The sequence below is a fragment of the Paenibacillus xylanexedens genome, assembly GCF_001908275.1.
Classification (GTDB): Bacteria; Bacillota; Bacilli; order Paenibacillales; family Paenibacillaceae; genus Paenibacillus; species Paenibacillus xylanexedens_A.
Window position 1 is genome coordinate 1,460,108 of the sequence record NZ_CP018620.1, and the last position, 21,849, is coordinate 1,481,956.

Below are 21,849 nucleotides of genomic sequence, written 5' to 3' on the forward strand. Positions count from 1 at the left end.
CAGCATCTGTTTCCAGTCAAGTCGATAGTAAAGGTATGAAGTTATGCTATTTTTGAGAAAATGAAGCTATGAACATTCGATTGAACTGGATCGGGTTGAACAGGATACTACATGATCATTCTTTTGGCACGTGATATAGAGCTTCCAGCACGTCCGTATAATAAGCTGTACCATGGGGTACAAATTCCGTTGCCCGAATCTCGCGAACGATACGTCCCGGCTCATCAGCTGCATGATCACTAGACGGGTGGGTCTGAACTCCGGTAGCTTGAATGACGTCGATCTCATTACGAAACAAAGCGAGTAGATCATCCAGCGGCACTTCATACAGGCTATCCACCTCGCTAGGCTGCAGAACGTAGGCTTCGAGCGGCTGGTTCAGACATAATCCATAGACGGCGCTGAATTCCCGATCTATGAATGGGACACCACGCACCTCTCCTTGGAGCTGCTGTGTAGCCGTGAGTAGATAGGTTAGTGCCTCGAATGGAGTATTCACACCCAGTTCTTCCTCCAGCTCACGACTGGCGTCTTGCAGTTGTTCACCTGCGGTGAGATGACCTGCTGCTGTAATGTCATAACATCCGGGGAAGGTATCCTTAATATCACGCCGCCGCTGAAAAAGAACCTGTCGTTGCTCGCCTTCGTCACGCACGATCCAGCAGTGGAATGAACGGTGCCAATATCCTTTGGCATGGACCTCGCTGCGTAGTGAAGTGCCGATCCAATTTTGCTGATCGTCATAAATGTCGAAACGTTCTGGGGTCATGAAACGTATCTCCTTATATAGCAGATTTTAAAGTTCAAAATTTCACAAAGTATGTTTTAAACGAAAGGGGAACCATCGTATGGAATGCATTGTACACTTTCAGGTGATTTATCCGCAACCTCAGGAACGTAAAAGTCTTAGAGGACTTATATTTGTAGGGCAAGGTCAGGAACCGGCTAACAGTCAGTTAACCAGCATGTTTAAGGATATGGGATTTAATGTACGTTTGGAAGATGAGGCCCAATTGTTGTTCAAGCCAGTGGATGCTTCGGCAAACTTTGAATATATTCGTGTGACAGAGCTTGATACTGGGGAAGAAGTTTACAAGGAAGATAAGGATCTGAAGTCGATCCTGGAGCATTTGCTGCCACGCCGCTTCTAATTCATGAGAATGGCCGCAAATGAAATTCATGGGGGAGCATATGTAATACATGTATGTTAGGCACAAAAAAAGGCCCCACCTTTACGGTGGAACCTTCAAACCTTTAAGCTACGCAACCCATAGTTAATGAAGCCCATATGGCTAGCTTTTCATACATAAACCCTAGCACGTAAGAGGTTGTCCCCCGCATCAGGATTTATATCCGTAATTCAACTCGGTGCGTCATTAAACGTTCATCGTGATTATGCTAGAGCACCGGTGCCTTCAGCTTCGAGCTCTGAAGTACAGTGCGAGCAGCGGGTGGCCGCGGCTGGAATTTCTGATAGGCAATACTTGCAAGCCTTGGTCGTTTTTTGCGGCTCGGGCTTTTTGTGTTCTTTGCTTTTCAGATAGTTGATGCCCTTCACAAGCATGAAGATACAGAACGCAACGATAAGAAAATCAATCATGACGTTGATGAACTGTCCATAAGCAATCACGGTAGCCCCAGCTTCGTTGGCTTGAGCGAGGGTGGTGATGTCCTGTCCGTTTGCTGTTTTGATATCCCGGTCCAGGTTGATGATTTTCTGACTGAAGTCGATTCCACCCATCAGTTTTCCAACCGGGGGCATGATGATATCATTCACAAGGGAGGTGACGATTTTACCAAAAGCAGCCCCAATAATGACACCGACCGCCAGATCGATGACGTTGCCGCGGACGGCAAATTCCTTGAATTCGTTAAGTACGCCTTTCATGTTTACATATCTCCTTTGATCATTCGATTCAAAATCTAGGCCGCGTTTCCATCCATTCTCCGTTCAGATCCGCGCTTCCGTTCTCATATTGTACATAAAAAATAGATTCCAATCACCCCCTGTTTGCAAATTAAGACAAGTTTCCGCAACTTCCATGAAAATACTTCTTTATTTCACGCCGTCGATTCGGTATACTTCTAACATTGTCAGTTATGTTTAACCTTTTACATTCAGGTTCGCGATCATACATTGTAACGAATCATGGAGCCAAAAAATTAAATATGCCGTTACTCGTATATGTGCAGGAATAGGCCTGCATGTCTCTACCTGATCACCGGAATGATCGGACTACGGGAAAGATGTTGCAATGTTTTGTAGGGTTGGCATGAGATCATTCTCAGACAGTTTGACTGAAGAGCAGGTTCAAGTGGCTTTTATCTGTTTCTGACTACACTGTTTGAGGTTTCTCACAGCAGGATTGAACTCCTGTCATTCTGTCCATCCAGTACACTTGCAGCATCCATACGGCTTGTCCATATACGTACAAGTCCGTCTTTCCCGTCTCCGGTTATTCCGCAGCGTGTGAAAAGGCGGGCTTTTTGCTTTTTTACCATGCGATTGGAAGAGCATGTGAGCTTCTGTGCGGAGGGCATTCAGGGGGAAGAATTACAATGCAATTGTTAAAAGACAAGGTGAGACAGGAAGGTATTGTCCTGTCCGAGCAAGTACTCAAAGTGGATTCATTCCTGAACCACCAGATGGACCCGGTTTTGATGAAGGAAGTGGGCAAGGAGTTCATTCGCCGCTTTGAAGGCGAGAATATTACTCGCGTGCTGACGATTGAGTCGTCAGGGATCGCCCCAGGTATCATGACTGCGTTGGAGCTGAACGTGCCGCTGATCTTTGCACGGAAGCAGAAGTCGCTCACACTGACGGAAGACATTCTGGTAGAGAAGGTCTACTCCTTCACGAAGCAAGAGACCAATGAAATTACCGTTGCCAAGAAGTTCATGAAGCCTGGTGATCGCGTGCTGATCATTGATGATTTTCTGGCGAATGGCGAAGCAGCATTTGGTCTGGCTCGCATTGTGGAGCAGGTTGGAGCCGAAGTGGTGGGTATCGGTATTGTTATTGAAAAAGCATTCCAGCCGGGAGGTCGCTTGCTGAAAGAAGCAGGATACCGTGTGGAATCATTGGTTCGCATCGGGGCACTGTCGGATGGACAGGTTACATTTGCGGACGAGGAGGGCACGAACTAATATGGCACGCGAACGTATTTTTCAGCGTCATCGGCATCCAATCAAAACATTCTCCCTCGGACTACAGCACGTGCTTGCAATGTATGCAGGAGCTGTTGTTGTCCCATTGATCGTTAGTAATGCATTGGGTTTTACACAGGAACAACTAACCTATCTCATTGCCATTGACTTGCTCGCATGTGGTGTGGCTACATTGCTTCAGGTATGGGGAAATAAATATTTCGGCGTAGGGCTGCCTGTCATGCTCGGTTGTGCATTCCAGGCCGTGTCTCCGATGATCCTAATCGGGATGAACAGTGGAGTATCTGCCATTTACGGAGCAATTATTGCCTCAGGGCTGTTCGTATTAATCTTCTCCGGAATCTTTGGGAAGCTTATTCGGCTCTTTCCACCAGTGGTTACGGGTTCGGTGGTTACGATCATCGGTTTAACCTTGATTCCCGTTGCTTTCCACGATCTGGGCGGCGGTCAGGGATCAGAAGATTTCGGCAGCGGAGTTAATCTAATGCTCGGCTTCGGCGTGCTGCTCTTTATCATTTTAATGACTCGATTCACTACAGGTTTTATCCGTTCCATCTCAGTATTGATTGGTCTACTCGTAGGTACGATTGCGGCAGGGTTTATGGGCGAGGTTAATTTTGCTCCTATTCGCGATGCAAGTTGGTTCCACGTTGTTCAGCCGTTTTACTTCGGCAGACCGACATTTGAGATTGTACCGATCCTGACGATGATTCTGGTGGCGATTGTCAGCGTGGCCGAGTCCACAGGTGTATTTATGGCTCTGGGCAAAATTCTGGACAAGGACCTGTCGTCCAAGGATCTGGCGCGCGGTTATCGCGCAGAGGGTCTAGCCATTGTGTTAGGTGGTATTTTCAACTCGTTCCCGTATACAACGTATTCGCAAAATGTAGGACTGGTACAGATGACACGTGTGAAGACACGTGATGTCATTGTTGTGGCTGGTGGAATCCTGGTGGTCATTGGATTTGTACCAAAAATTGCAGCCCTCGCACAGCTCGTTCCAGGGGCAGTACTTGGCGGAGCCATGGTGGCCTTGTTTGGCATGGTGGTATCATCAGGCATTCGGATTATCGGCAGTCAGGTTGATCTGAACCGACATGAGAATCTGTTTGTCATCGCTTGTTCTGTAGGTATGGGGCTTGGGGTTACCGTTGTACCTGAGTTGTTCGCAGGTGCACCGGCCTGGGCTCAGATTATGCTCGGTAATGGTATCATTGCAGGAAGCTTCACGGCGATCTTCATGAACCTGCTGTTCAACGGTCTGGGTACCAAGGAAACGGCTGCCAAAATGGCTGAACAACAGGCAGATGCCATCCTCGGAGAGACGGGCAAGTCAGCTTAAATAGCCGAATTAGGCTAGGATTATTATCCAGCAGTATTGTTATGTTAACTGTTATAAATAGACGATTCACAAGATAAATAATGAATCAGGTTAATCATGGTGATATACAGCATGAATGGTTTATGACATACATCATTTATGCTATGAATATTCAATCGCATGAACAAGCCCTCTTTATATGTGAAACACCGAAGATACAGGCTCAACAGAGTCATGTTTTCGGTGTTTTTTGCTTTGTTTATCATCAGCATAGCGTCCAATGTGCTGCTGTACAGGAACAATACAGGAACAAGACCTTATGCCGGTTGTAAGAAGTTATTCACCTAATTCGATGGCAAGCCATGTTGTATGAAGGATAGACTGTTATCATGCATGGGGATATACACCAAAGAGATAAGCGATCCAATCGCTTTTTGATTACATAACAATAATTTCACTGGGAGGAACGATGAATTATCAACCTGTATTAAAACAAGATCGAATGAAGTTTCTGGATTTGTTTCGAGGGTTTTCCTTGATAGGCCTACCATTCGTAAATGTATTGGCATTGTGGGTTATGTTGAAGCCGGATACTCGTGTAGATTTTTGGATCCAACGAGCATTATATTTTTTGGTGGAGGCACGTTTTTACGATATCTTCTGTTTTTTATTTGGCCTTGGATTTTATCTTTTTCTAAGCCGGTCAGCTGCCAAAGGTCAAACCAAGCTGTTTCTCTATATCCGCAGGATGCTTATTTTATTAGCGCTGGGATATATTCATCAACAGTATCAGTCTGGAGAAGCTTTATTTCTTTATGCCATCATAGGGCTGGTTGTCATTCCGTTATATTGGGCACCTCGAACTGTGAATTTGGTGCTCGGTGTGGTGGGATTTATTGCAGCCGCCGCGATAGGTGTCAAAATGCTAACGATTCCTTTTTTAATTATACTGGGATTGTCAGCAGGTCAATATCAACTGATGGAGAAGATCCAGAAAGGACTTCCGTATCTGGGCAGAATCTGGTTCATTTCATTCATCGCTTCTACGGTGGGGATCGGTATCATGTGGTGGGTTGCTCCTCCGGATGCGATGAGTCCGTTTCTATACGAAGTGATTGGTGCGAGCCTGCCTGTTGCTGAGCAAGCCAATATGGATGCTGCTTTTCGATTAGAACATATCGGTGTGGCAATTGGTCCGGTGGTATCCATCTTTTATCTAAGTACATTACTGAGATTGAACCAGAACATGACCTTTTCCAAAATATTAAGTCCCCTGCATGCATTCGGACGAATGGCCCTGACCAATTATATTGCACAGACCATCATTTTGTTAGTGGTATACCAACTCATATTTGCAGATGCTGCTGTATCGTATATGGTGTCTACCCTTGTGTGCATTGGTATGGTTATTTTACAAGTCATCGCCAGTAATCTGTGGATGCGCTGGTACCAGTATGGGCCGCTGGAATGGGTATGGAGATGTGGTACCTATCTAAGTTTCATTCCGATCCGTAAAAAGCATTCTGAGCCACGTGTTCATGATACAAGGGCTAGAGGTTGACTCGTTTCCCTCGTTATAATCAAAGACGATCCACATCCGGTTGAACGGAAACGGATCGTCTTTTCTTTTTGGAACACGTATACCTTTTGTTTGAAGTTACAGATGACGCAGCTGTTTTTCTGCAAAATCGCCAACCCACGGCAGTTTTAGCCATTTCCCCTGCAAGCTGGTAACGACCATAATAAGCCAGACCACTACACCAAGCAGGGATAACAGCGATGCCACCAGTGGTCCGAACAACGGAAGGAAAGCTGATAATACATGCCCGACCATAATGATGCCAAAGACCGTTACAGATTGCAGCGCATGAAATAACACGAACCGACTCCGCTTCTCCACAGCGAGAAAGACAATCCCACCTACAAATGTAAACAGATAACAAAGCATACCGGCAATATTTTCATCCAGACCGCTAGACGATTTCATGGGGGACATCCGGTCCAGCCTCCTTTGACCTTTTTAACTAGGCTATGAGAGAGATGTATAGAACTGAACCGATGAATTAATTTGCCTGTGAACGGATGGGGATGCAACACATAGGAAAAAGCAAACAGGGGCAGAGTAAGCCATTGTACAGCTTACTCTGCCCCTATTGTCGTTTACGATTAATACGTTGCACGAACGAAATCGTTATCCGCCCTCGATCTGTCTGCGAGGGTTTGTAATCTTGCCCATTTTATCGGTGTCGTTTTCTTTGGGAACCAACCGCTCATCGGTTCGTCCTTCGTGATGATTATCATATGCATATTCGGTCAGTTTCCATTCCGACTTGCCAAGAACGGGATCGGCCGGGAAATGTTGCCCCCGGTGCAGATGTTCCTCACGTCCAGCTTCATTGATGTAAACTCCGTCTACTTCCACCTTTTCATGCGAAAGGGGCAGCATATCTTGTTCTTTGCGGTCCATGAGACGACGCCTCCTTTGGATACCAGTAATTTAACTGTATGGGTTGTCCGTGATAATATCCCCCGAATAGTTCAGTGTTATGCTGGATATATTAATTCCGTATAGAATGGTGGCAATCTTAAGATATGATTCGGAATTAAACTTTTTGGGCATGAAAACCGTTATATTTATTAGAGGAAATCGTCAAGTCGTAAGATACTTCCGAATATGCTACAATAAGATTATGATTCATTCCGAATCATATCGGGTATTTATAGTGTCAGGTACTTGCTTTCTAGCGAGGTTCCCGACCTAAAGCTTGCTTTAAGCCGCGCACACAACTTCATGGATGGCATTTAAGACTTATTCGGCATTCTCTAAACGGAGCATTCACTTTCAACGTTTTGGGAGGGAATTACAATGGCAACGAAAGGTCACAATGAGGTCAAAGAAAGTTTGAGGGAAATGACTCGGATTTTCCGTCCTAAAGATCCAAAAAAATTCGTGAAGGAGTACGTGAGAAAATACCGGATTACGGGTGGATATGAGGAAGAATTGACTTCTGTGGTTGAGCATGAGCTTGTCAAGATGGATTCTTCCGTGTCCTGAAACAACACACAACTCTGATTATACTGTTCCGATAATGAATAGAACCGTCTCTCGGGCGTTAAGCTCCGGAAGGCGGTTTTTTTTGCGTTCCTGCTGCATATATATGGGAGTACACCTACAGCGGGAAGGATGAATGCATGTGGACCCTATTTTGAAAACCAAAGAAGAGATTGGCTACATGCGGGAAGCAGGAAGAATTTTGTGGAGCTGTCACCAGCATATTGAGCAGTGGATGGTCCCTGGTATCACGACCGCAGCGATTAATGAGCGGGTGGAAGAGTTTCTGGCAGCACGAGGAGCCACACCGGAGCAAAAAGGGTACAAAGGATATCCGTACGCGACGTGTGCCTCTGTCAATGAAGTGGTCTGCCACGGATTTCCGGGGGAAGAGGAGTTGGCGAGCGGGGATGTAGTGACCATCGATATGGTGGTGAACAAAGACGGCTGGCTTGCTGACTCGGCCTGGACATATGGAATTGGTGAAACAAGCAGATCCATTCGCAAGCTGATGAGGCGCACGGAGAAGGCACTTGAGCGGGCGATTGCCCAGGCAGTTCCAGGGAATACACTCGGAGATATTGGAAGTGCCATTGAACGAACAGCCAGATTGTATCGGTACGGAATCGTGAAGCCTCTCATTGGTCATGGGATTGGTCAATATATTCATGAACCCCCAAATGTTCTGCCTTATGGCAAACGCAGAACGGGCACGATGCTCACCGAGGGCATGGTTATTACGATTGAACCAATCTTTACAAAAGGCAGTTCCGGGGCCGTTGTGTGGGATGAAGATGGATGGACGGTAAGGACGGTAGATGGCAGCTGGGGGGTCCAGTATGAGCATACGGTTGCGATTACTGGGAATGGCCCCTTGATTCTGACCGATGGTACGTGAGATGAAGTCAGTGAAGAAGAGGACTTGAGTTGAACTTTCTCCCAAATGCTCCATGCTGTTTTGAGCTTGAAGATAGCGGTATGGAGCGATAGGCATGTCTTCTGAATGGATATGGAAGAGGTTTTCCATAAATTCTGATCTTTCTTTTGCATAATAGCACATGTTTTCATTGTGAGAAAATTCACCAATAAATCGAGTTTTATCACCGAAATTTGGCAAAAATTTTCAAATGTAGAGTGTAATACTTTTAACTGAAATCGTTTGCAAATCAAGTTGTAGAGCGGTTTTTTACATAAAGTGAACAATTTGTGAACATGTGTCCAAAGATTGACAAAATCATACCATCAACTTATATTTAATAAGTGATTGAAGCATATAGAATGAATTGGAAGAATGCGCAGACATGCCCTGAGCAGGAAATCACGGGAGTACTGGAAGCGTTATTTTTCTAAGCGTTCTGTATGATGAAGAGGATTATGCGTATCGTGCTGAAACGTACCTTTTGTTGCCTTTCTACCGAACGACAACGGTAATCTACGAAAACGTAAAAAAGTGGGGTAGATCAATGATGAAACAGTGGCAGGTTGCAAAGCGAATTCTCCCCTTGCTGGCGGTGTTCTCTTTGCTGCTATCCGCATGCGGGCGGGAAGACTTGTCGGTAATGAAACCTCAGGGTCCTGTAGCGCAAGGCCAATATGATCTGATGAAGTTATCCATCGCGATTATGATCGTGGTGCTCATCATTGTATTTGCCATAGCGGCCTATGTTCTGATCCGGTTTCGTAGACGAGCTGGGCAGACTGAGATGCCCGAACAGGTTGAAGGTAATTTCAAGCTGGAAGTAATCTGGACAGCCATTCCGTTATTGCTGGTTATTGTTCTGGCAGTACCGACGGTCCAAACGATTTTTGCCCAAGGCGAAGATCTGTCCAATGACAAAAATGCACTTAAGGTCCAAGTCACCTCGCATCAGTACTGGTGGGAATTCACTTATCCTCAATATGACGTAACCACCGCTCAAGATCTCATCATCCCGACCGGAACAAAAATTGCATTCGAATTAAAAACCGCGGACGTGCTTCACTCCTTCTGGGTGCCGTCACTTGCGGGCAAAATGGACACAAACCCGGATGGAACACTTAACAAGTTCAGTTTCTCTGCACCGAATGAAGGCGTTTACCGTGGTAAATGTGCCGAATTATGTGGCAGATCGCATGCTTTCATGGAGTTTAAGGTAAAAGCAGTAAGTCAGGAATCCTTTGACAGATGGGTGAACCAGATGAAAGCACCCGCAGTCCTTCCTGAAGACACTCAATTGGCTGAAAAGTTCAAAACAAACTGCCTTTCTTGCCACGCTGTTGGTGATCAAGGTGGACCGGTTGCACCTAACCTGACGGGAATCGGCGGCAAGGAATCTGTCGCAGGCATTTTGCTGAATTCTCGCGAGGGACAGGAAGAAGGTAGTCCGGTACTGGATAACATGAAAGAATGGCTCCATGATCCACAATCCGTGAAGCCGGGCAATACCATGCCGAATCCCAAAGATCTTGGGTTGACGGATGAAGAAATCGACGGAATTGCCGAATATCTGGCCAACTACAAATTGGACTATGAATAGAACAGCAAGGACGAAGAAGGGGGTACACAACCTTGGCTCATGCGCATAGCGTCAAGAGGTACAGGGGCTTGATGGATTGGATCACCACCGTCGATCACAAAAAAATTGCCATTCTCTATTTGGTTGCGGGTGGATTTTTCTTTGGAATCGGCGGCATTGAAGCCATTTTGATTCGGATTCAACTGATGAAGCCTATGAATGATTTTGTATCGGCACAGGTCTTCAACGAATTGATTACAATGCATGGAACAACGATGATTTTCCTTGGTGTCATGCCACTTATTTTTGCCATTATGAATGCTGTCGTGCCTTTGCAGATCGGGGCACGGGACGTTGCTTTCCCGTTTCTTAACGCGCTGGGTTTCTGGACATTCCTGTTTGGTGGATTGTTGCTGAACCTGAGCTGGGTTATGGGCGGAGCACCGGATGCGGGCTGGACCTCATATACGCCGCTTTCGGGCAGTGAGTACAGTGGAACGCATGGTGTGGATTTCTACACCATCGGCCTTCAGATCGCGGGTCTGGGAACGCTCATCGGGGGCATTAACTTTCTCGCAACGATTATTACAATGCGTGCTCCAGGAATGTCCTACATGCGGATGCCGATGTTTACATGGACGACATTTATTACATCTGCCATTATCCTTTTTGCTTTTCCTGCCATCACGGTAGGGCTTGTACTTTTGACGTTTGACCGTATACTGGGAGCGAATTTCTTCGATGTCGCAGGTGGCGGTAACCCCGTACTCTGGCAGCACATCTTCTGGATCTTCGGGCACCCGGAAGTATACATTCTGATTTTGCCGGCATTTGGTATTATCTCGGAGGTTATTCCGACCTTCTCGCGTAAACGGTTGTTCGGATACAGCTCCATGGTATTTGCCACCATCCTGATTGCCTTTCTGGGCTTCATGGTATGGGCGCATCACATGTTTACAACAGGTCTGGGTAATGTAGCCAACGCGCTTTTCTCCATCTCCACGATGTTGATTGCCGTACCTACCGGGATCAAAATCTTTAACTGGCTCTTTACAATGTGGGGTGGACAGATCCGTTTTACAGCGGCAAACCTGTTTGCTGTTGGATTCGTCCCAACCTTCGTTATGGGTGGCGTTACAGGCGTTATGCTGGCATCTGCTCCGGCAGACTTCCAGTTCCATGATACGTACTTTGTGGTAGCCCACTTCCACTACGTTATTGTAGGGGGACTCGTACTTGGATTGTTCTCGGGACTGCATTACTGGTGGCCGAAGATGTTCGGACGTATTCTCAGCGAAACACTGGGCAAATGGACGTTCTGGACATTTATGATCGGTTTCCAATTAACGTTCTTTGTACAGCATTTCCTCGGTCTGATGGGGATGCAGCGCCGGATCGTTACATACTTGCCGAATCAGGACTTTGACCTGCTCAATCTGGTCAGCTCCGTCGGTGCGTTTCTAATGGGTGTTGGGGTTATCCTGTTCCTCGTGAACATCGTAATCACAATGAGAAAACCAGCTGGCGCGCCAAACGATCCGTGGGAAGACGGCCGTACACTGGAATGGTCTATTCCATCTCCGCCGCCGGAATATAACTTCAAGCAGACACCGCTGGTACGCGGAATTGATGCATATTGGAAGGAAAAAATGGCAGGACATACGGAGATGACACCGGCAGAACCTGTAGGTTCGATTCATATGCCTTCAGCAACGCCGTTGCCGTTTGTAATGTCAGTAGGTATCTTTATCGCCGGACTTGGCTTGATGTTCAGCAATGATGAATTTGGTAATGCGTTTATGAATGTCATTTTCAACAATTATATTGTAGTTATTATTGGTCTCGTAATCACATTTGGCGCAATGGCACTTCGTTCACTTTATGATGATCATGGCTGGCATATTGAACCGGAGGATCAGGATGAGAAGGGGGCTAGAACATGACAACCTCACATGCCGAACCGGTGAACGACAAATTGCCGCATGAACCGGAGAAAGCAACGCTGGAAGGCCGTAACAAACTTATCGCCTTCTGGTTGTTCCTTGGCGGCGAGACGGTACTGTTCGGTACACTCTTTGCTACCTTCCTGGCTCTTCGTGGCCAAACCAATGATGGACCTACGGCGAATGAACTGTTCCACCTGCCACTTGTGGCCGCTGCAACGTTCATTCTCCTGGTCAGTAGTTTGACGAGTGTATTTGCGATTCAGGCCATGCATAAGGGCAAGCGAGATGCACTGGCGTTGTGGCTTGGCATCACGGTAGTGCTGGGTATGGGATTTCTCGCACTGGAAATTTACGAGTTCTACGAGTATGTGAAACATAAAGAGTTTGGCATGACCACGAGTGCATTCAGTTCAGCATTCTATACACTGGTCGGGTTCCACGGAGCCCACGTTGCTTTTGGTATTGTGTGGATCGGAATCATTATCGGTCAGCTGTTCAAAAAAGGATTGACGGTCGTAACCGCACCTAAAGTATACGTCTCCGCAATGTACTGGCACTTTATTGACGTGGTATGGGTGTTCATCTTTACGGTCGTGTACCTGCTCGGAAAGGTGGGGTAGCACATGTCGGCACAGGATAAGACAGATCAACAGCCTGTGAAACACCGTCACCGGACGGAAGGGCCACAGAAACACGTCGTGGTGTTTATCTTCTCCATTATTCTTACGCTGATTGCGTTTGCGGCTGCTTCTGCCGGAGGGGTCAACACAACCTTTATCATTATTATTTTGCTCGTCATGGCTATTCTTCAAGTATTCGTTCAATTGGGTTATTGGATGCACTTGAAGGACAAAGGGCACTTGATGCCGATTCTGTTCATGGCCTTTGGCTTTTTCGTAGCCTTTACGTGCATCATTATGGCACTCTATTGGGTCTGGTGGTAAAGGAGATGGCGGCGGCGCAATGCCGCCGTCTTTTCCCCTTTTTGGCGAATGAATCTTCACAAAGTAATGAAGGCAACAACCAAATCAGGTCACGGGGAGGTTTCCCGTATGCTCGGGTTGCAATATTTTAGCTTCAACGACTTATGGAGTCCGCTTATATTGGCTTTATTTCTGATCATTGCTGCGGCTTATCTGGTGCTCGTGGGACCGTTAAGCGAGCAAATAAAGGATGCAGAGCCTGCGACTGCTGCACAGAAAATCATGTTTATTACAGGGCTGTTTGTCCTGTATCTGGCTCAGGCTGGACCATTTAATCTGCTTGGTCACGTGATGTTTAGTTTCCACATGGTGAGCATGGCGTTCTCCTATCTGGTAGCCCCGCCGCTGATGATGAAAGGTTTGCCGATCTGGGTATGGCGCAAAATCGTAACCTGGTTGCCAACACGCCAGCTATCGTTCCTGGCTCATCCAATTGTTGCGGCAGTGCTCTTTAACGGGCTGTTCTCGCTGTATCACCTACCGATTGTACATGATTACGTCATGCTGAATTTTACCGTTCACCGGTTGTATTATATTGCATTGTTCATCACCTCGATGCTCATGTGGTGGACATTGCTGAATCCATTGCCAGAAGGCAGACAAGCATCGGGGTTATCCAAGATTGGTTTTATTTTTCTGAATATGGTACTGCTCACGCCTGCGTGTGGATTGATTATTTTTGCGTCCGAGCCGTTGTATCAGACGTACAGCAACCCGGCAGTATGGGCTGAAGCCATGCGGTATTGTGTGTCAGGAGATTCTACGGCGTTACTTCGCTCATTCGGTGGGCCTGCGTTCTTCAACTTTTTGTCTTCCGCGAAGGAAGATCAGCAGGTCGGTGGCATTGTAATGAAGTTTATTCAGGAAGGAATCTTTGCCTCCATGCTGGCTTATGTCTTTTTCCAATGGTATCGGAAAGAGAAGCAGGAAGATGATGATGATTCGTATCCTGCAGGGGGCACAGGGGGGCCGCTCAATCCGACTGCCAAATAATGAAGTAATGTTCTGACAAGAGGGGGAACACACGATGGATATGTATTTTTGGCTACCAACGATCAGTACTTCTTTCATTGTGATTAGTGCAGTACTGGTGGGGATTGGATGGGTACTGATTATTCGGGGTAAACGTGAGGCTCATCAGTCCGCCATGGTAGCAGGTGCTATTGCAGCTCTAATCTTCTTTGTAATCTATATGTCTCGTACAGTGTTCGTGGGCAATACAGCTTGGGGCGGGGACCCGGATCTGGAGATCTTTTATCGGATATTTCTGATCTTTCATATTATCCTGGCTACCGTGGCAGCGATATTCGGCATCTCCACACTGGTGCTGGGGTTCAAAAAGAAGTTCGGAAAACATCGCCGCTGGGGTAAGTTCACCTCCATGATCTGGTTCGGATCAGCGCTAACAGGTGTTGTCGTGTATGTTCTTCTATATCTCTTATATCCTGGTGGTCATACACGTCCGGTATGGGAAGTTATCCTCGGCGTATAAAAGTATAGATATAACCACCGGCTACTCTGGCGTGCGTCACTATAACTTTCTGAAAATATGAAAATGGACGAATCTAGTAGACGATTCGTCCACGCTTCCTCTCTCATTCATTCATAGAATGAGTTCGAGAGGGGGAAAGAAAATGAAAAAAACAGTCAACGTCAGTCAGACGTATCCACGTCTTACCGTGTATTCAGAAGAGAACTACAGAGGGAGAAGCCGCATCTATCGTGGCAACACGGGTCTTCGTAACCTGGACAATATTTTGGATGGGGTGGAGAGCCTGCGCTTTTTCTCAACAAGTTCCAATGCAACACTGGTTGTGTTTACACGTCCTAACTTCCAAGGTGGATTCCGGGTCTTCCGTGGCAACACCAACTTGAGAGATTTGGATGATCTGATCCGTGGCAATGACGTGGAATCCCTGATCTCTACGAATCAGCGGCTGACTCTGGCCGAGATTCGTGCGATCCGCGCCAACCGCAGTCTGCCTAGTGGTTATAACCTCGTTTAATCGTAAGGCCTCTTCTTCTAACAGGTGCTAGAGAGCGGCAAAGGGCTGTACCCGAATTGTGTTTACACAATAACGGGTACAGCCCTTCTTTTGTGATTGGGGGAATGATGTTTAATCCCCGCCACCCCCACCCCCACTGTCTCCGCCGCCACTATCTCCACCGCTGTCATTGCTGCTACCACTATCGCTGTTGTGATGAGAATGTGTGCCTCCTGAAGAATCCGAATCATGATGTTTGTGATCCGGTGTGTGTCTAGCATGTCGATCGTAGGAGTCATCTCCCATAATGACCGGATATCCCGAAGCAGAGTCGGTATAACCGTTGTTACGGCCGATGCGGTGTCTGCCTTTTTTGGCAGAATGACGATGAGGCTCATCCCGGAGGACCAACCAGATAACGACGATAAGGAAAAGGAGAACAAATCCGATCTCTACCAGCCAATCCATAGCTGTATCCTTCCTTTCTTTGATTTGTTACTATAATTTATTTTAACGTAAATTCGTACTGTGTCCCATCCCGTCTTCCTGATTCAGGAAAATTAGGGGTTGACGGGATGAGAAATAGGTCTGTATACTGTGTATATTGATATATACAGTAATCACAGTAAGCAACATGAGTGAATGACAGGTGAAAGGCAGGCATGCATATGAACGAATGGAAGCAGGCGTGGTGGTTGACCCGCAGCCAGATGAGTAAGGATAAGCTCCAATGGCTATGGTCTGCAATATTCATGATATACACTGGCAGCATGAGCGGTGTGATGTTAATAGGACAACAACAGACAGATTTCATTAATCCGGTAGTGGATGCCTTCTTTTTACTTATGCTTCCATTTCAAGGGTTTATGTTCTGCAGGCGATCCTTCCGTTACATACATGAGGATTCCTATACACAGATGCTGGCCTACTATCGTAGAATTCCTATCCCTGAACAAGCGGTGATGTGGTCCAGGTTACAGCAGTCTCTGATGGCGTTTGCTTACAACGGTATCTTTTTCTACGGATCGCTATATGTGGTTAACCTTCATTCCGAAGGATTCCGATGGGATCAATACCTGGCCTTTAGCCTTACCTGTACAGGTTATGGACTTGTGGTAACAGGATTGTATATTTACGGAGAGTTTCTGAACAGTGGCAAGAAATATTTGTTTCTCAGTACGCTTTTTGTACCAATCGCCATTGGCATGTCCTTATTGATTCGGATGTCCGGTAGTTACGGATTACGGCTTGTACTGGATGAAAGTAAAACATGGGGGTTGCTTTCCCCGATCATGTGGATTTCTCTGGTGGCTGGCGTAGTGGGATTATGGCTGTTTAGTCGGTTTACGCTGAAGAAGCTGGTTCATCGGGATTTGAATTAAAATGAGAATTGAGCTTATGTACGAATACAGGATGAAACCGGCACGGTCAGGTAACAGACTGGAGTGTACCGGAGGGCGAGGTGCAAGATGTGAAAATACCCATTCAAATTAATGAAAATAGCGCTGAACCTTTATACCACCAAATTGAAAATCAGTTAAGATCGTTGATAATTACGGGTCAGTTGGGGGAGGGAACACATTTGCCGTCCATTCGTGAATTCGCCGGAGCACTGAATTGCAGTGTTATTACGGTTAGACGGGTCTATCAGGATCTGGAGAATGAAGGCTTGCTTCGTACGAAGCAGGGGACAGGTACATTTGTGGCTCAGGTAGAAGCCGGCGACAGAGAAAATTATAGATTGAAGGCCGCACAGGAAGCGATGCAGGCAGCGGTACAGTCCGGGAAATCGGTAGGCTGTACGGAAGAAGAGATGGAGATCCTGTTCCGGGAAGTCCTGAAGGCTATTTACGTGAAGTAAGGGAGTGATTCATACGTGGAACCGATAGCAATCCAGTTGAACGGCGTATCCAAAATGCGCAAACGCAGAGTTATTGGCCCAATTGATCTGACCATCCCGGAAGGGTATATAGTGGCTATTCTCGGTCACAACGGTTCAGGCAAAAGCACCCTTCTTAACATGCTGCAGCAAGTTGTGCTGCCAGATGCTGGTCAGATTATATGGTTTGGTCAGGAACATGATGGGCCACTTCCCATTGAACTGAGACAACAGATTGGTTTTGTGGCAGATAACGCTGGTTCAGAAGAGAACCGGATAACAGCACAGGAAGCAGCCCATTTCCGGGCGTACTGGTACCCACGTTGGGATATGAAGTTGTTCGACCAACTGATTCAGGATATGGAAGTACCTGTTGATGTGAAGCTGAACAAGATGTCCAAGGGAGAACGGCGAAAATTTGAGATTGCAGCTGCAATTGCAGCTCGCCCAAGACTATTGCTTTTGGATGAGCCTTCATCAGGACTGGACCCCTTTGCCTGGAAAGTGATGGTTGAGCAGTTCCGTACCTTCATGGCGGGGGGAGACACCACGATTCTGATTGCCACACATATTGCGGACGAAGTCAAAAGGCTTGCGGATTACATCGTATTGATGCACCGTGGTCAGTCGCTGGGGATGGCCGAGAAAGATATGGTGCTCGATCAGTGGAAGGAAGTCTGGTATGAAGGAGACTTAAGACCAGAGAGTATCCCCGGTGTTGTGGAATCTTCTATAGAAGAGGGAGGTCTGGTTCGCGTAATTACAACCCGGGTCAGCGAAGCACAGGAAAGGTTGGAGCTGTCCAATAACCGAGTATTGAGAATCCGTAACTTGGAATTGGATGAAGTGCTGGCATTCTGGATTGCCGGGTATGCACCCGTACAGTGGAAATAACCGAAGGGAGACGATAAATGATGAACCGATTGGAATTGAAGCAAGTCGTCAAGCAATATGCAGACAAAACAGCCGTTAATGGAGTCACGCTCAATGTAAAAGAGGGGGAGATTTACGGACTGCTCGGAGCCAATGGTGCAGGTAAAACAACAACAATGCGTATGGTGCTTGGACTGATTCACCCTGACGGAGGGAATATCCTGTACAACGGCAAGCCCTATAATACGGAGCTGCAACAGATTATGGGTTATCTTCCGGAAGAGCGCGGATTGTACCCGAAGGTGAAAGTCAGCGAACAGATTAATTACCTGGCACGACTTCGTGGCATGAATGGTAAAGACGCAGATCAGAGCCTCAAGTACTGGCTGAATCGGTTTGAGGTACCTGAGTATTACGATAAGAAGATCGAGGAGTTATCCAAAGGTAATCAGCAGAAAATGGGCTTTATCGCGGCTGTAGTGCACAGACCGCAGATTCTCATTCTGGATGAAGCGTTCAGTGGACTGGATCCTGTGAACGTGGAATTACTCAAGTCCACCGTCAAGGAATTGCGTGATGAAGGCACGGCCATTCTGTTCTCAACACACCGTATGGAGCACGTTGAAGAGTTGTGTCGTCAGATCACCATTCTGCATCGTTCCAACACGGTGGTACAAGGAGAGATCAAGGAGATCAAGAGCCGGTATCCGCGTGAACAGGTATTCCTGGGCACGATTGGTAGTGTGGAAGGACTCGAACAGTTGTCTGGTGTGAAGAAAGTCGAGCGGAATGAGCGTGGGTACCTGATACATATTCGTCAGGTGGAAGCGGCTCAAGAGATTCTGAGAACAGCCATGACTCAGACGACAGTGGAACACTTTGAACTGAAGGAACCAACGCTTAACCAAATCTTTATTCGTGAGGTAGGTGAGTCGAATGAATAAAATGGGAACGATTACGGGTTTTACATTCAAAAACAAAGTTAAAACGAAATCATTCATGGTAACGACCATTGTACTTGCACTTTTAATTTCAATCGGACTCAATGTCCCGTATTTCATTACCTTGTTTAATGGGGGTTCCATTGGTGGAGCTTCAAGTAGTAATCCTGTAAATATTGGTCTTTTGAGTACAGGGCAGCCTGAAATTTCCGAGAAACTGGAGAGTTTCTCTGCGGCTCAAGGAGATCAGGCTTATCGATTCATCAACAGTGGTGACAAAGATGAGGCGGCTCTCAAAGCCGATGCGGAATCAGGAGTTACTGATGGCTATCTGAAGTTTGAAGCCGTTGCCGGGCAAGAGTTCCCGCAGCCGATTCTCTATTCAGCAGAAGATGTCTCACCTCAGATCATTGCATCTATTGAAGCAGCGTTGCAGAGTGTGAAGCTGGATGTGGTTGTAAAGGATGTACTCACAGCAGATCAGAAGGAACTGATTACAACACCTGTGAAGCTCACCGAACAAAGCCTGAGCACAGATGAAAATGGGGCCGGTGCAGAGTCAGAAGGTGCCATGAGCCCAATTAACTATATTGTAGTGTACTTGTTGATCATCCTGTTGTTCACCTCGACTATGATGACGGGCAACATGATTGCCTCCGAGATCACGGCGGAGAAGAGCTCACGTATTATGGAGATTCTGATTACGAGTGTATCACCGCTCAGTCAGATGTTTGGTAAAATCATCGGTATTTTCATGGTGGGGATGCTGCAAATCGGGATCTTCGGAGCGGTGGTTGCCGGAAATATCTTGCTGCCGCATAACCGTGCAGTATTAGGTGATTTCAATATGAGTCTGAGTGATGTGAATATTGCAGTTATTGTGTACGGACTCATATTCTACATTCTGGGTTACTTCCTGTATGCCGTGTTGTTTGCTGCCATTGGTTCAATGGTAAGCCGTACTGAAGAACTCGGTCAGGCTGTTCTGCCGATTACGATGTTGTCGCTTGTTTCCTTCTATATTGCGATCTTCAGTATTTCTACGCCGAACATTCTGTTGTTGAAAATCGCAAGCTTCATTCCATTCACGTCGCCGACCGCGATTCTGGTACGAATTGGCGCAGGAGTTGCGCCAACTTGGGAGATTCTAACGTCCTTAGCGATTCTCATCGTATCCATTATCATCTTCGGATGGCTTGCAGCCAAAATCTATCGCACAGGTGTGCTGATGTACGGTAAACGCCCAACCTTCAAGGAATTGTTTAAAGCGATGAAGGCTTATAAGATCTAAGATAGATGGTGTTTTTTTTAAAAAAAAGGTCAGTGTGCGTGCGGCTGTGTGGTTGCTGTCATATTAGATCGAGTTCAGGAGAGGGTTAATGATCATGCAGCAGTTAAAAGGGTTCTTTATACAGTTCTTGAGGGAACCGCTGTGGTTTAAAGCACTAATTCTCTCTACACTGCTACTTTCCATTGTATTTAGTAGTACAGCCTTTTCAGAGCAGGGCTATTACCAAAGCATTTCTAAATTAGCTATTGCTATTTTCTTCGTCGCATATGGAGTGAAGCTGCGGGGGAATCGGAAGATTGCTATAGCGTTCTTTTTCCTGGCACTGATCAGTATCTATTTATCATGGAATGGCTTGGATTTTGTGAATATCTAGCATCGAACATATATGATGGTTTCGCATTTATTGTTTCTTATCTAAATGAGAGTAATGAAGGGAGAACGTGCTGCTTCGTTTGTGGAGTGGCACCAATTCCCATCTTTAACCGTAGTATCTAAGTATGTCTATTCTATTAAAAATTGGATTGGCAACTATATTCCTTAAAGGAGATTACATAATATGAAGAATTGGAAACGCATGCTCTTATCTCTTACCATCTCAGTAGGTTTGCTTGCATCTGCAGTGCCAGCTATGGCTGCTCCACAAGGAACTTCCGTCAAGGTTAATGACCAAGCTGTGAAATATGCTACAGGAGCGCCGATCCTGGAGAAAGGTACAACATTGGTTCCACTGCGGACTACGCTGGATGCTATGGATGTGAAGCTAACAACTGCCACAGATGATACGATCACGGCAGTGGTAGATGGCAAAACGATTACACTTAAAAGCAAGCTTACACGTATCAACGGTGTAACGTATGCTCCAATCCGCATCGTTGGTGATGCAGCAGGTTACGAAGTTCGCTGGGATGCTGCAACGCGCACGGTGCTGTTGGTATCCAAAGGTGGAGCAACTGAAACTGCTCAAACCGGTGGACGTGGCTTCATGTGGGAAGTTGAAAGCAATGGCAACACGGTCTATCTGGTAGGGTCCATGCATATTGCTGATGAGAGCTTCTATCCATTGCGTCCGGAGTTTGAAGAAGCCTTTGCGGAAGCTGACTATCTCGGGGTAGAGATTGATATTAGCAAAGCCGCTGATGAAGAGCAGCAAAAGCTGGTTCTAAGTCTGGGTTCGTATCAAGATGGAACAACACTGAAAGACCACATTTCCAGTGAAACGTATACTAAGCTGGGTGATGTATTGAAGAAAAATGGTCTGGAGTCTAACGCCTTGGATGCATTTAAGCCTTGGGTAGTAGAGAGCACACTTGCAAGTTTGAAGTCCACAACGGCAGGATATGAAGCGTCAGCAGGAGTGGATCTGTATTTCATCCAGAAAGCGATCGAGCGCAAACTTCCAGTTATTGAGTTGGAGAGTTATCAATCTCAACTTGGCATGTTTAACGACTTTTCCAAAGAAACACAAGAGAAAACACTGAAAGCGACAATCGAAAACTTCGACGTGTTGGATAACAGTGTGAAAGAAATGGCTGAGATGTGGAAAACGGGTAATGACGAGCAACTGCTTGAACTGACAAACAGCTTCTCCACTAACGAGGAATATAACAAAGCAATGCTGGTTGATCGTAACATTGGTATGGCGGACAAAATCGATGGTTACTTGAAAAACGGCAAAGGTGAGGAGTATTTCATTGTTGTTGGTGCGGCACACTACTTGGGCGATCACGGCATCGTGAAACTGCTTGAGTATAAAGGATATAAAGTAGAACGGAAATAAATATAGATTACTATAGAAGGTAACCCTTTCGTCTCGAATATAAGAGTTGAGAGGGTTGCCTTCTTATATATAGAAGAAAGACAGATTTAAATAAAGAAGATTAAGCTGCAGGATAATAAAATTGAACCTAAGAGTTCA

General features: G+C 46.3%; 25 protein-coding genes and 1 riboswitch. Of the genes, 20 read left to right on the forward strand and 5 right to left on the reverse strand.

The window, feature by feature from the left end; translation table 11 throughout:
• Positions 1-115: 115 nt before the first annotated feature.
• Positions 116-769, reverse strand: coding sequence for an NUDIX hydrolase (locus BS614_RS06565; RefSeq protein ID WP_074093343.1), 654 nt, complete (start codon positions 767-769; stop codon positions 116-118).
• 79 nt (positions 770-848) lie between these two features.
• On the opposite strand from BS614_RS06565, the gene BS614_RS06570 reads away from it, so the two are divergent.
• Positions 849-1,151, forward strand: coding sequence for a hypothetical protein (locus BS614_RS06570; protein ID WP_074093344.1), 303 nt, complete (start codon positions 849-851; stop codon positions 1,149-1,151).
• 242 nt (positions 1,152-1,393) lie between these two features.
• On the opposite strand, the gene mscL is transcribed toward BS614_RS06570, so the two are convergent.
• Positions 1,394-1,888: a large conductance mechanosensitive channel protein MscL gene (mscL, locus tag BS614_RS06575; protein WP_036613199.1), complete on the reverse strand. Its 495-nt coding sequence runs from the start codon at positions 1,886-1,888 to the stop codon at positions 1,394-1,396.
• A gap of 271 nt (positions 1,889-2,159) precedes the next feature.
• A riboswitch (purine riboswitch) is annotated at positions 2,160-2,259 on the forward strand.
• 300 nt (positions 2,260-2,559) lie between these two features.
• Between mscL and BS614_RS06580 the strand changes: the two genes are divergently transcribed.
• The 3 genes from BS614_RS06580 to BS614_RS06590 all read left to right on the forward strand — a co-directional run bounded on the left by BS614_RS06580 (position 2,560) and on the right by BS614_RS06590 (position 6,050).
• Positions 2,560-3,147 carry a xanthine phosphoribosyltransferase gene (locus BS614_RS06580; RefSeq protein ID WP_036613196.1) on the forward strand — a complete coding sequence of 196 codons (588 nt, stop codon included), beginning with the start codon at positions 2,560-2,562 and terminating at the stop codon, positions 3,145-3,147.
• A gap of 1 nt (position 3,148) precedes the next feature.
• Positions 3,149-4,510 (forward strand): nucleobase:cation symporter-2 family protein, encoded by a 1,362-nt coding sequence (locus tag BS614_RS06585; RefSeq protein WP_036613194.1) that lies wholly within the window; start codon positions 3,149-3,151, stop codon positions 4,508-4,510.
• Between the two features lie 448 nt (positions 4,511-4,958).
• Positions 4,959-6,050 (forward strand): DUF418 domain-containing protein, encoded by a 1,092-nt coding sequence (locus BS614_RS06590; protein ID WP_074093345.1) that lies wholly within the window; start codon positions 4,959-4,961, stop codon positions 6,048-6,050.
• Positions 6,051-6,146: 96 nt separating this feature from the next.
• Here the strand turns inward: BS614_RS06590 and BS614_RS06595 are convergent, their stop codons facing one another.
• Together BS614_RS06595 and BS614_RS06600 are read right to left on the reverse strand one after the other, a co-directional pair.
• Entirely contained in the window at positions 6,147-6,485 is a 339-nt protein-coding gene (locus BS614_RS06595) for a DUF4870 domain-containing protein (RefSeq protein ID WP_047840268.1), read from the reverse strand.
• 195 nt (positions 6,486-6,680) lie between these two features.
• Entirely contained in the window at positions 6,681-6,956 is a 276-nt protein-coding gene (locus tag BS614_RS06600; RefSeq protein WP_036613189.1) for a hypothetical protein, read from the reverse strand.
• 399 nt (positions 6,957-7,355) lie between these two features.
• On the opposite strand from BS614_RS06600, the gene BS614_RS06605 reads away from it, so the two are divergent.
• The 9 genes from BS614_RS06605 (at position 7,356) to BS614_RS06645 (ending at position 14,971) form a co-directional block, all read left to right on the forward strand.
• The gene (locus BS614_RS06605) at positions 7,356-7,544 is read left to right on the forward strand and encodes a hypothetical protein (protein WP_017690840.1); all 189 of its coding nucleotides are present in this window, start codon (positions 7,356-7,358) and stop codon (positions 7,542-7,544) included.
• A gap of 133 nt (positions 7,545-7,677) precedes the next feature.
• The gene (gene map / locus BS614_RS06610; protein ID WP_074093346.1) at positions 7,678-8,439 is read left to right on the forward strand and encodes a type I methionyl aminopeptidase; all 762 of its coding nucleotides are present in this window, start codon (positions 7,678-7,680) and stop codon (positions 8,437-8,439) included.
• Positions 8,440-9,004: 565 nt separating this feature from the next.
• Positions 9,005-10,057, forward strand: a complete 1,053-nt coding sequence (coxB, locus tag BS614_RS06615; RefSeq protein WP_047840266.1) for a cytochrome c oxidase subunit II — start codon at positions 9,005-9,007, stop codon at positions 10,055-10,057.
• 71 nt (positions 10,058-10,128) lie between these two features.
• The gene (ctaD, locus tag BS614_RS06620; protein ID WP_425320276.1) at positions 10,129-11,979 is read left to right on the forward strand and encodes a cytochrome c oxidase subunit I; all 1,851 of its coding nucleotides are present in this window, start codon (positions 10,129-10,131) and stop codon (positions 11,977-11,979) included.
• On the forward strand, positions 11,976-12,602 hold the full coding sequence (locus BS614_RS06625; RefSeq protein ID WP_047840264.1) for a cytochrome c oxidase subunit 3: 627 nt from the start codon (positions 11,976-11,978) through the stop codon (positions 12,600-12,602). Before ctaD ends, BS614_RS06625 begins: the two co-directional genes overlap by 4 nt.
• Positions 12,603-12,605: 3 nt before the next feature.
• Positions 12,606-12,926 carry a cytochrome C oxidase subunit IV family protein gene (locus BS614_RS06630; protein ID WP_036613178.1) on the forward strand — a complete coding sequence of 107 codons (321 nt, stop codon included), beginning with the start codon at positions 12,606-12,608 and terminating at the stop codon, positions 12,924-12,926.
• Positions 12,927-13,034: 108 nt separating this feature from the next.
• Positions 13,035-13,958, forward strand: coding sequence for a cytochrome c oxidase assembly factor CtaG (gene ctaG, locus BS614_RS06635; protein WP_074093348.1), 924 nt, complete (start codon positions 13,035-13,037; stop codon positions 13,956-13,958).
• 34 nt (positions 13,959-13,992) lie between these two features.
• Positions 13,993-14,457 (forward strand): DUF420 domain-containing protein, encoded by a 465-nt coding sequence (locus BS614_RS06640; RefSeq protein WP_074093349.1) that lies wholly within the window; start codon positions 13,993-13,995, stop codon positions 14,455-14,457.
• 142 nt (positions 14,458-14,599) lie between these two features.
• Entirely contained in the window at positions 14,600-14,971 is a 372-nt protein-coding gene (locus tag BS614_RS06645) for a hypothetical protein (protein WP_074093350.1), read from the forward strand.
• 111 nt (positions 14,972-15,082) lie between these two features.
• On the opposite strand, the gene BS614_RS06650 is transcribed toward BS614_RS06645, so the two are convergent.
• Positions 15,083-15,418, reverse strand: coding sequence for a hypothetical protein (locus BS614_RS06650; RefSeq protein WP_074093351.1), 336 nt, complete (start codon positions 15,416-15,418; stop codon positions 15,083-15,085).
• Positions 15,419-15,618: 200 nt separating this feature from the next.
• On the opposite strand from BS614_RS06650, the gene BS614_RS06655 reads away from it, so the two are divergent.
• The 7 genes from BS614_RS06655 to BS614_RS06685 all read left to right on the forward strand — a co-directional run bounded on the left by BS614_RS06655 (position 15,619) and on the right by BS614_RS06685 (position 21,711).
• Positions 15,619-16,332, forward strand: a complete 714-nt coding sequence (locus tag BS614_RS06655; RefSeq protein WP_074096717.1) for a hypothetical protein — start codon at positions 15,619-15,621, stop codon at positions 16,330-16,332.
• An 89-nt stretch (positions 16,333-16,421) separates the two neighbouring features.
• A complete protein-coding gene (locus tag BS614_RS06660) occupies positions 16,422-16,811 on the forward strand; it encodes a GntR family transcriptional regulator (protein WP_074096718.1) in 390 nt (129 codons plus the stop codon).
• Positions 16,812-16,826: 15 nt separating this feature from the next.
• A complete protein-coding gene (locus BS614_RS06665) occupies positions 16,827-17,723 on the forward strand; it encodes an ATP-binding cassette domain-containing protein (RefSeq protein ID WP_047840261.1) in 897 nt (298 codons plus the stop codon).
• Positions 17,724-17,743: 20 nt separating this feature from the next.
• Positions 17,744-18,646 (forward strand): ABC transporter ATP-binding protein, encoded by a 903-nt coding sequence (locus BS614_RS06670; RefSeq protein ID WP_074096719.1) that lies wholly within the window; start codon positions 17,744-17,746, stop codon positions 18,644-18,646.
• Positions 18,639-19,934, forward strand: a complete 1,296-nt coding sequence (locus BS614_RS06675; protein ID WP_074093352.1) for an ABC transporter permease — start codon at positions 18,639-18,641, stop codon at positions 19,932-19,934. The genes BS614_RS06670 and BS614_RS06675 overlap by 8 nt, the downstream gene beginning before the upstream one ends.
• Before the next feature lie 88 nt (positions 19,935-20,022).
• The gene (locus tag BS614_RS06680; protein WP_074093353.1) at positions 20,023-20,307 is read left to right on the forward strand and encodes a hypothetical protein; all 285 of its coding nucleotides are present in this window, start codon (positions 20,023-20,025) and stop codon (positions 20,305-20,307) included.
• A gap of 183 nt (positions 20,308-20,490) precedes the next feature.
• The gene (locus tag BS614_RS06685; RefSeq protein ID WP_074093354.1) at positions 20,491-21,711 is read left to right on the forward strand and encodes a TraB/GumN family protein; all 1,221 of its coding nucleotides are present in this window, start codon (positions 20,491-20,493) and stop codon (positions 21,709-21,711) included.
• The last annotated feature ends 138 nt before the right edge of the window (positions 21,712-21,849 follow it).

What these genes read in the sequence shown, in the direction of transcription:
- BS614_RS06580 (WP_036613196.1), top strand. Translation starts at nt 2,560, where the DNA reads ATGCAATTGTTAAAAGACAAGGTGAGACAGGAAGGTATTGTCCTGTCC.
- BS614_RS06640 (WP_074093349.1), top strand. Translation starts at nt 13,993, where the DNA reads ATGGATATGTATTTTTGGCTACCAACGATCAGTACTTCTTTCATTGTG.
- BS614_RS06585 (WP_036613194.1), top strand. Translation starts at nt 3,149, where the DNA reads ATGGCACGCGAACGTATTTTTCAGCGTCATCGGCATCCAATCAAAACA.
- BS614_RS06565 (WP_074093343.1), bottom strand. Translation starts at nt 769, where the DNA reads ATGACCCCAGAACGTTTCGACATTTATGACGATCAGCAAAATTGGATC.
- map (WP_074093346.1), top strand. Translation starts at nt 7,678, where the DNA reads ATGCATGTGGACCCTATTTTGAAAACCAAAGAAGAGATTGGCTACATG.
- BS614_RS06650 (WP_074093351.1), bottom strand. Translation starts at nt 15,418, where the DNA reads ATGGATTGGCTGGTAGAGATCGGATTTGTTCTCCTTTTCCTTATCGTC.
- BS614_RS06595 (WP_047840268.1), bottom strand. Translation starts at nt 6,485, where the DNA reads ATGTCCCCCATGAAATCGTCTAGCGGTCTGGATGAAAATATTGCCGGT.
- BS614_RS06655 (WP_074096717.1), top strand. Translation starts at nt 15,619, where the DNA reads ATGAACGAATGGAAGCAGGCGTGGTGGTTGACCCGCAGCCAGATGAGT.
- BS614_RS06570 (WP_074093344.1), top strand. Translation starts at nt 849, where the DNA reads ATGGAATGCATTGTACACTTTCAGGTGATTTATCCGCAACCTCAGGAA.
- mscL (WP_036613199.1), bottom strand. Translation starts at nt 1,888, where the DNA reads ATGAAAGGCGTACTTAACGAATTCAAGGAATTTGCCGTCCGCGGCAAC.
- BS614_RS06675 (WP_074093352.1), top strand. Translation starts at nt 18,639, where the DNA reads ATGAATAAAATGGGAACGATTACGGGTTTTACATTCAAAAACAAAGTT.
- BS614_RS06605 (WP_017690840.1), top strand. Translation starts at nt 7,356, where the DNA reads ATGGCAACGAAAGGTCACAATGAGGTCAAAGAAAGTTTGAGGGAAATG.
- BS614_RS06625 (WP_047840264.1), top strand. Translation starts at nt 11,976, where the DNA reads ATGACAACCTCACATGCCGAACCGGTGAACGACAAATTGCCGCATGAA.
- BS614_RS06590 (WP_074093345.1), top strand. Translation starts at nt 4,959, where the DNA reads ATGAATTATCAACCTGTATTAAAACAAGATCGAATGAAGTTTCTGGAT.
- BS614_RS06630 (WP_036613178.1), top strand. Translation starts at nt 12,606, where the DNA reads ATGTCGGCACAGGATAAGACAGATCAACAGCCTGTGAAACACCGTCAC.
- BS614_RS06680 (WP_074093353.1), top strand. Translation starts at nt 20,023, where the DNA reads ATGATCATGCAGCAGTTAAAAGGGTTCTTTATACAGTTCTTGAGGGAA.
- BS614_RS06685 (WP_074093354.1), top strand. Translation starts at nt 20,491, where the DNA reads ATGAAGAATTGGAAACGCATGCTCTTATCTCTTACCATCTCAGTAGGT.
- BS614_RS06600 (WP_036613189.1), bottom strand. Translation starts at nt 6,956, where the DNA reads ATGGACCGCAAAGAACAAGATATGCTGCCCCTTTCGCATGAAAAGGTG.
- BS614_RS06670 (WP_074096719.1), top strand. Translation starts at nt 17,744, where the DNA reads ATGAACCGATTGGAATTGAAGCAAGTCGTCAAGCAATATGCAGACAAA.
- ctaG (WP_074093348.1), top strand. Translation starts at nt 13,035, where the DNA reads ATGCTCGGGTTGCAATATTTTAGCTTCAACGACTTATGGAGTCCGCTT.
- ctaD (WP_425320276.1), top strand. Translation starts at nt 10,129, where the DNA reads ATGGATTGGATCACCACCGTCGATCACAAAAAAATTGCCATTCTCTAT.
- BS614_RS06645 (WP_074093350.1), top strand. Translation starts at nt 14,600, where the DNA reads ATGAAAAAAACAGTCAACGTCAGTCAGACGTATCCACGTCTTACCGTG.
- coxB (WP_047840266.1), top strand. Translation starts at nt 9,005, where the DNA reads ATGATGAAACAGTGGCAGGTTGCAAAGCGAATTCTCCCCTTGCTGGCG.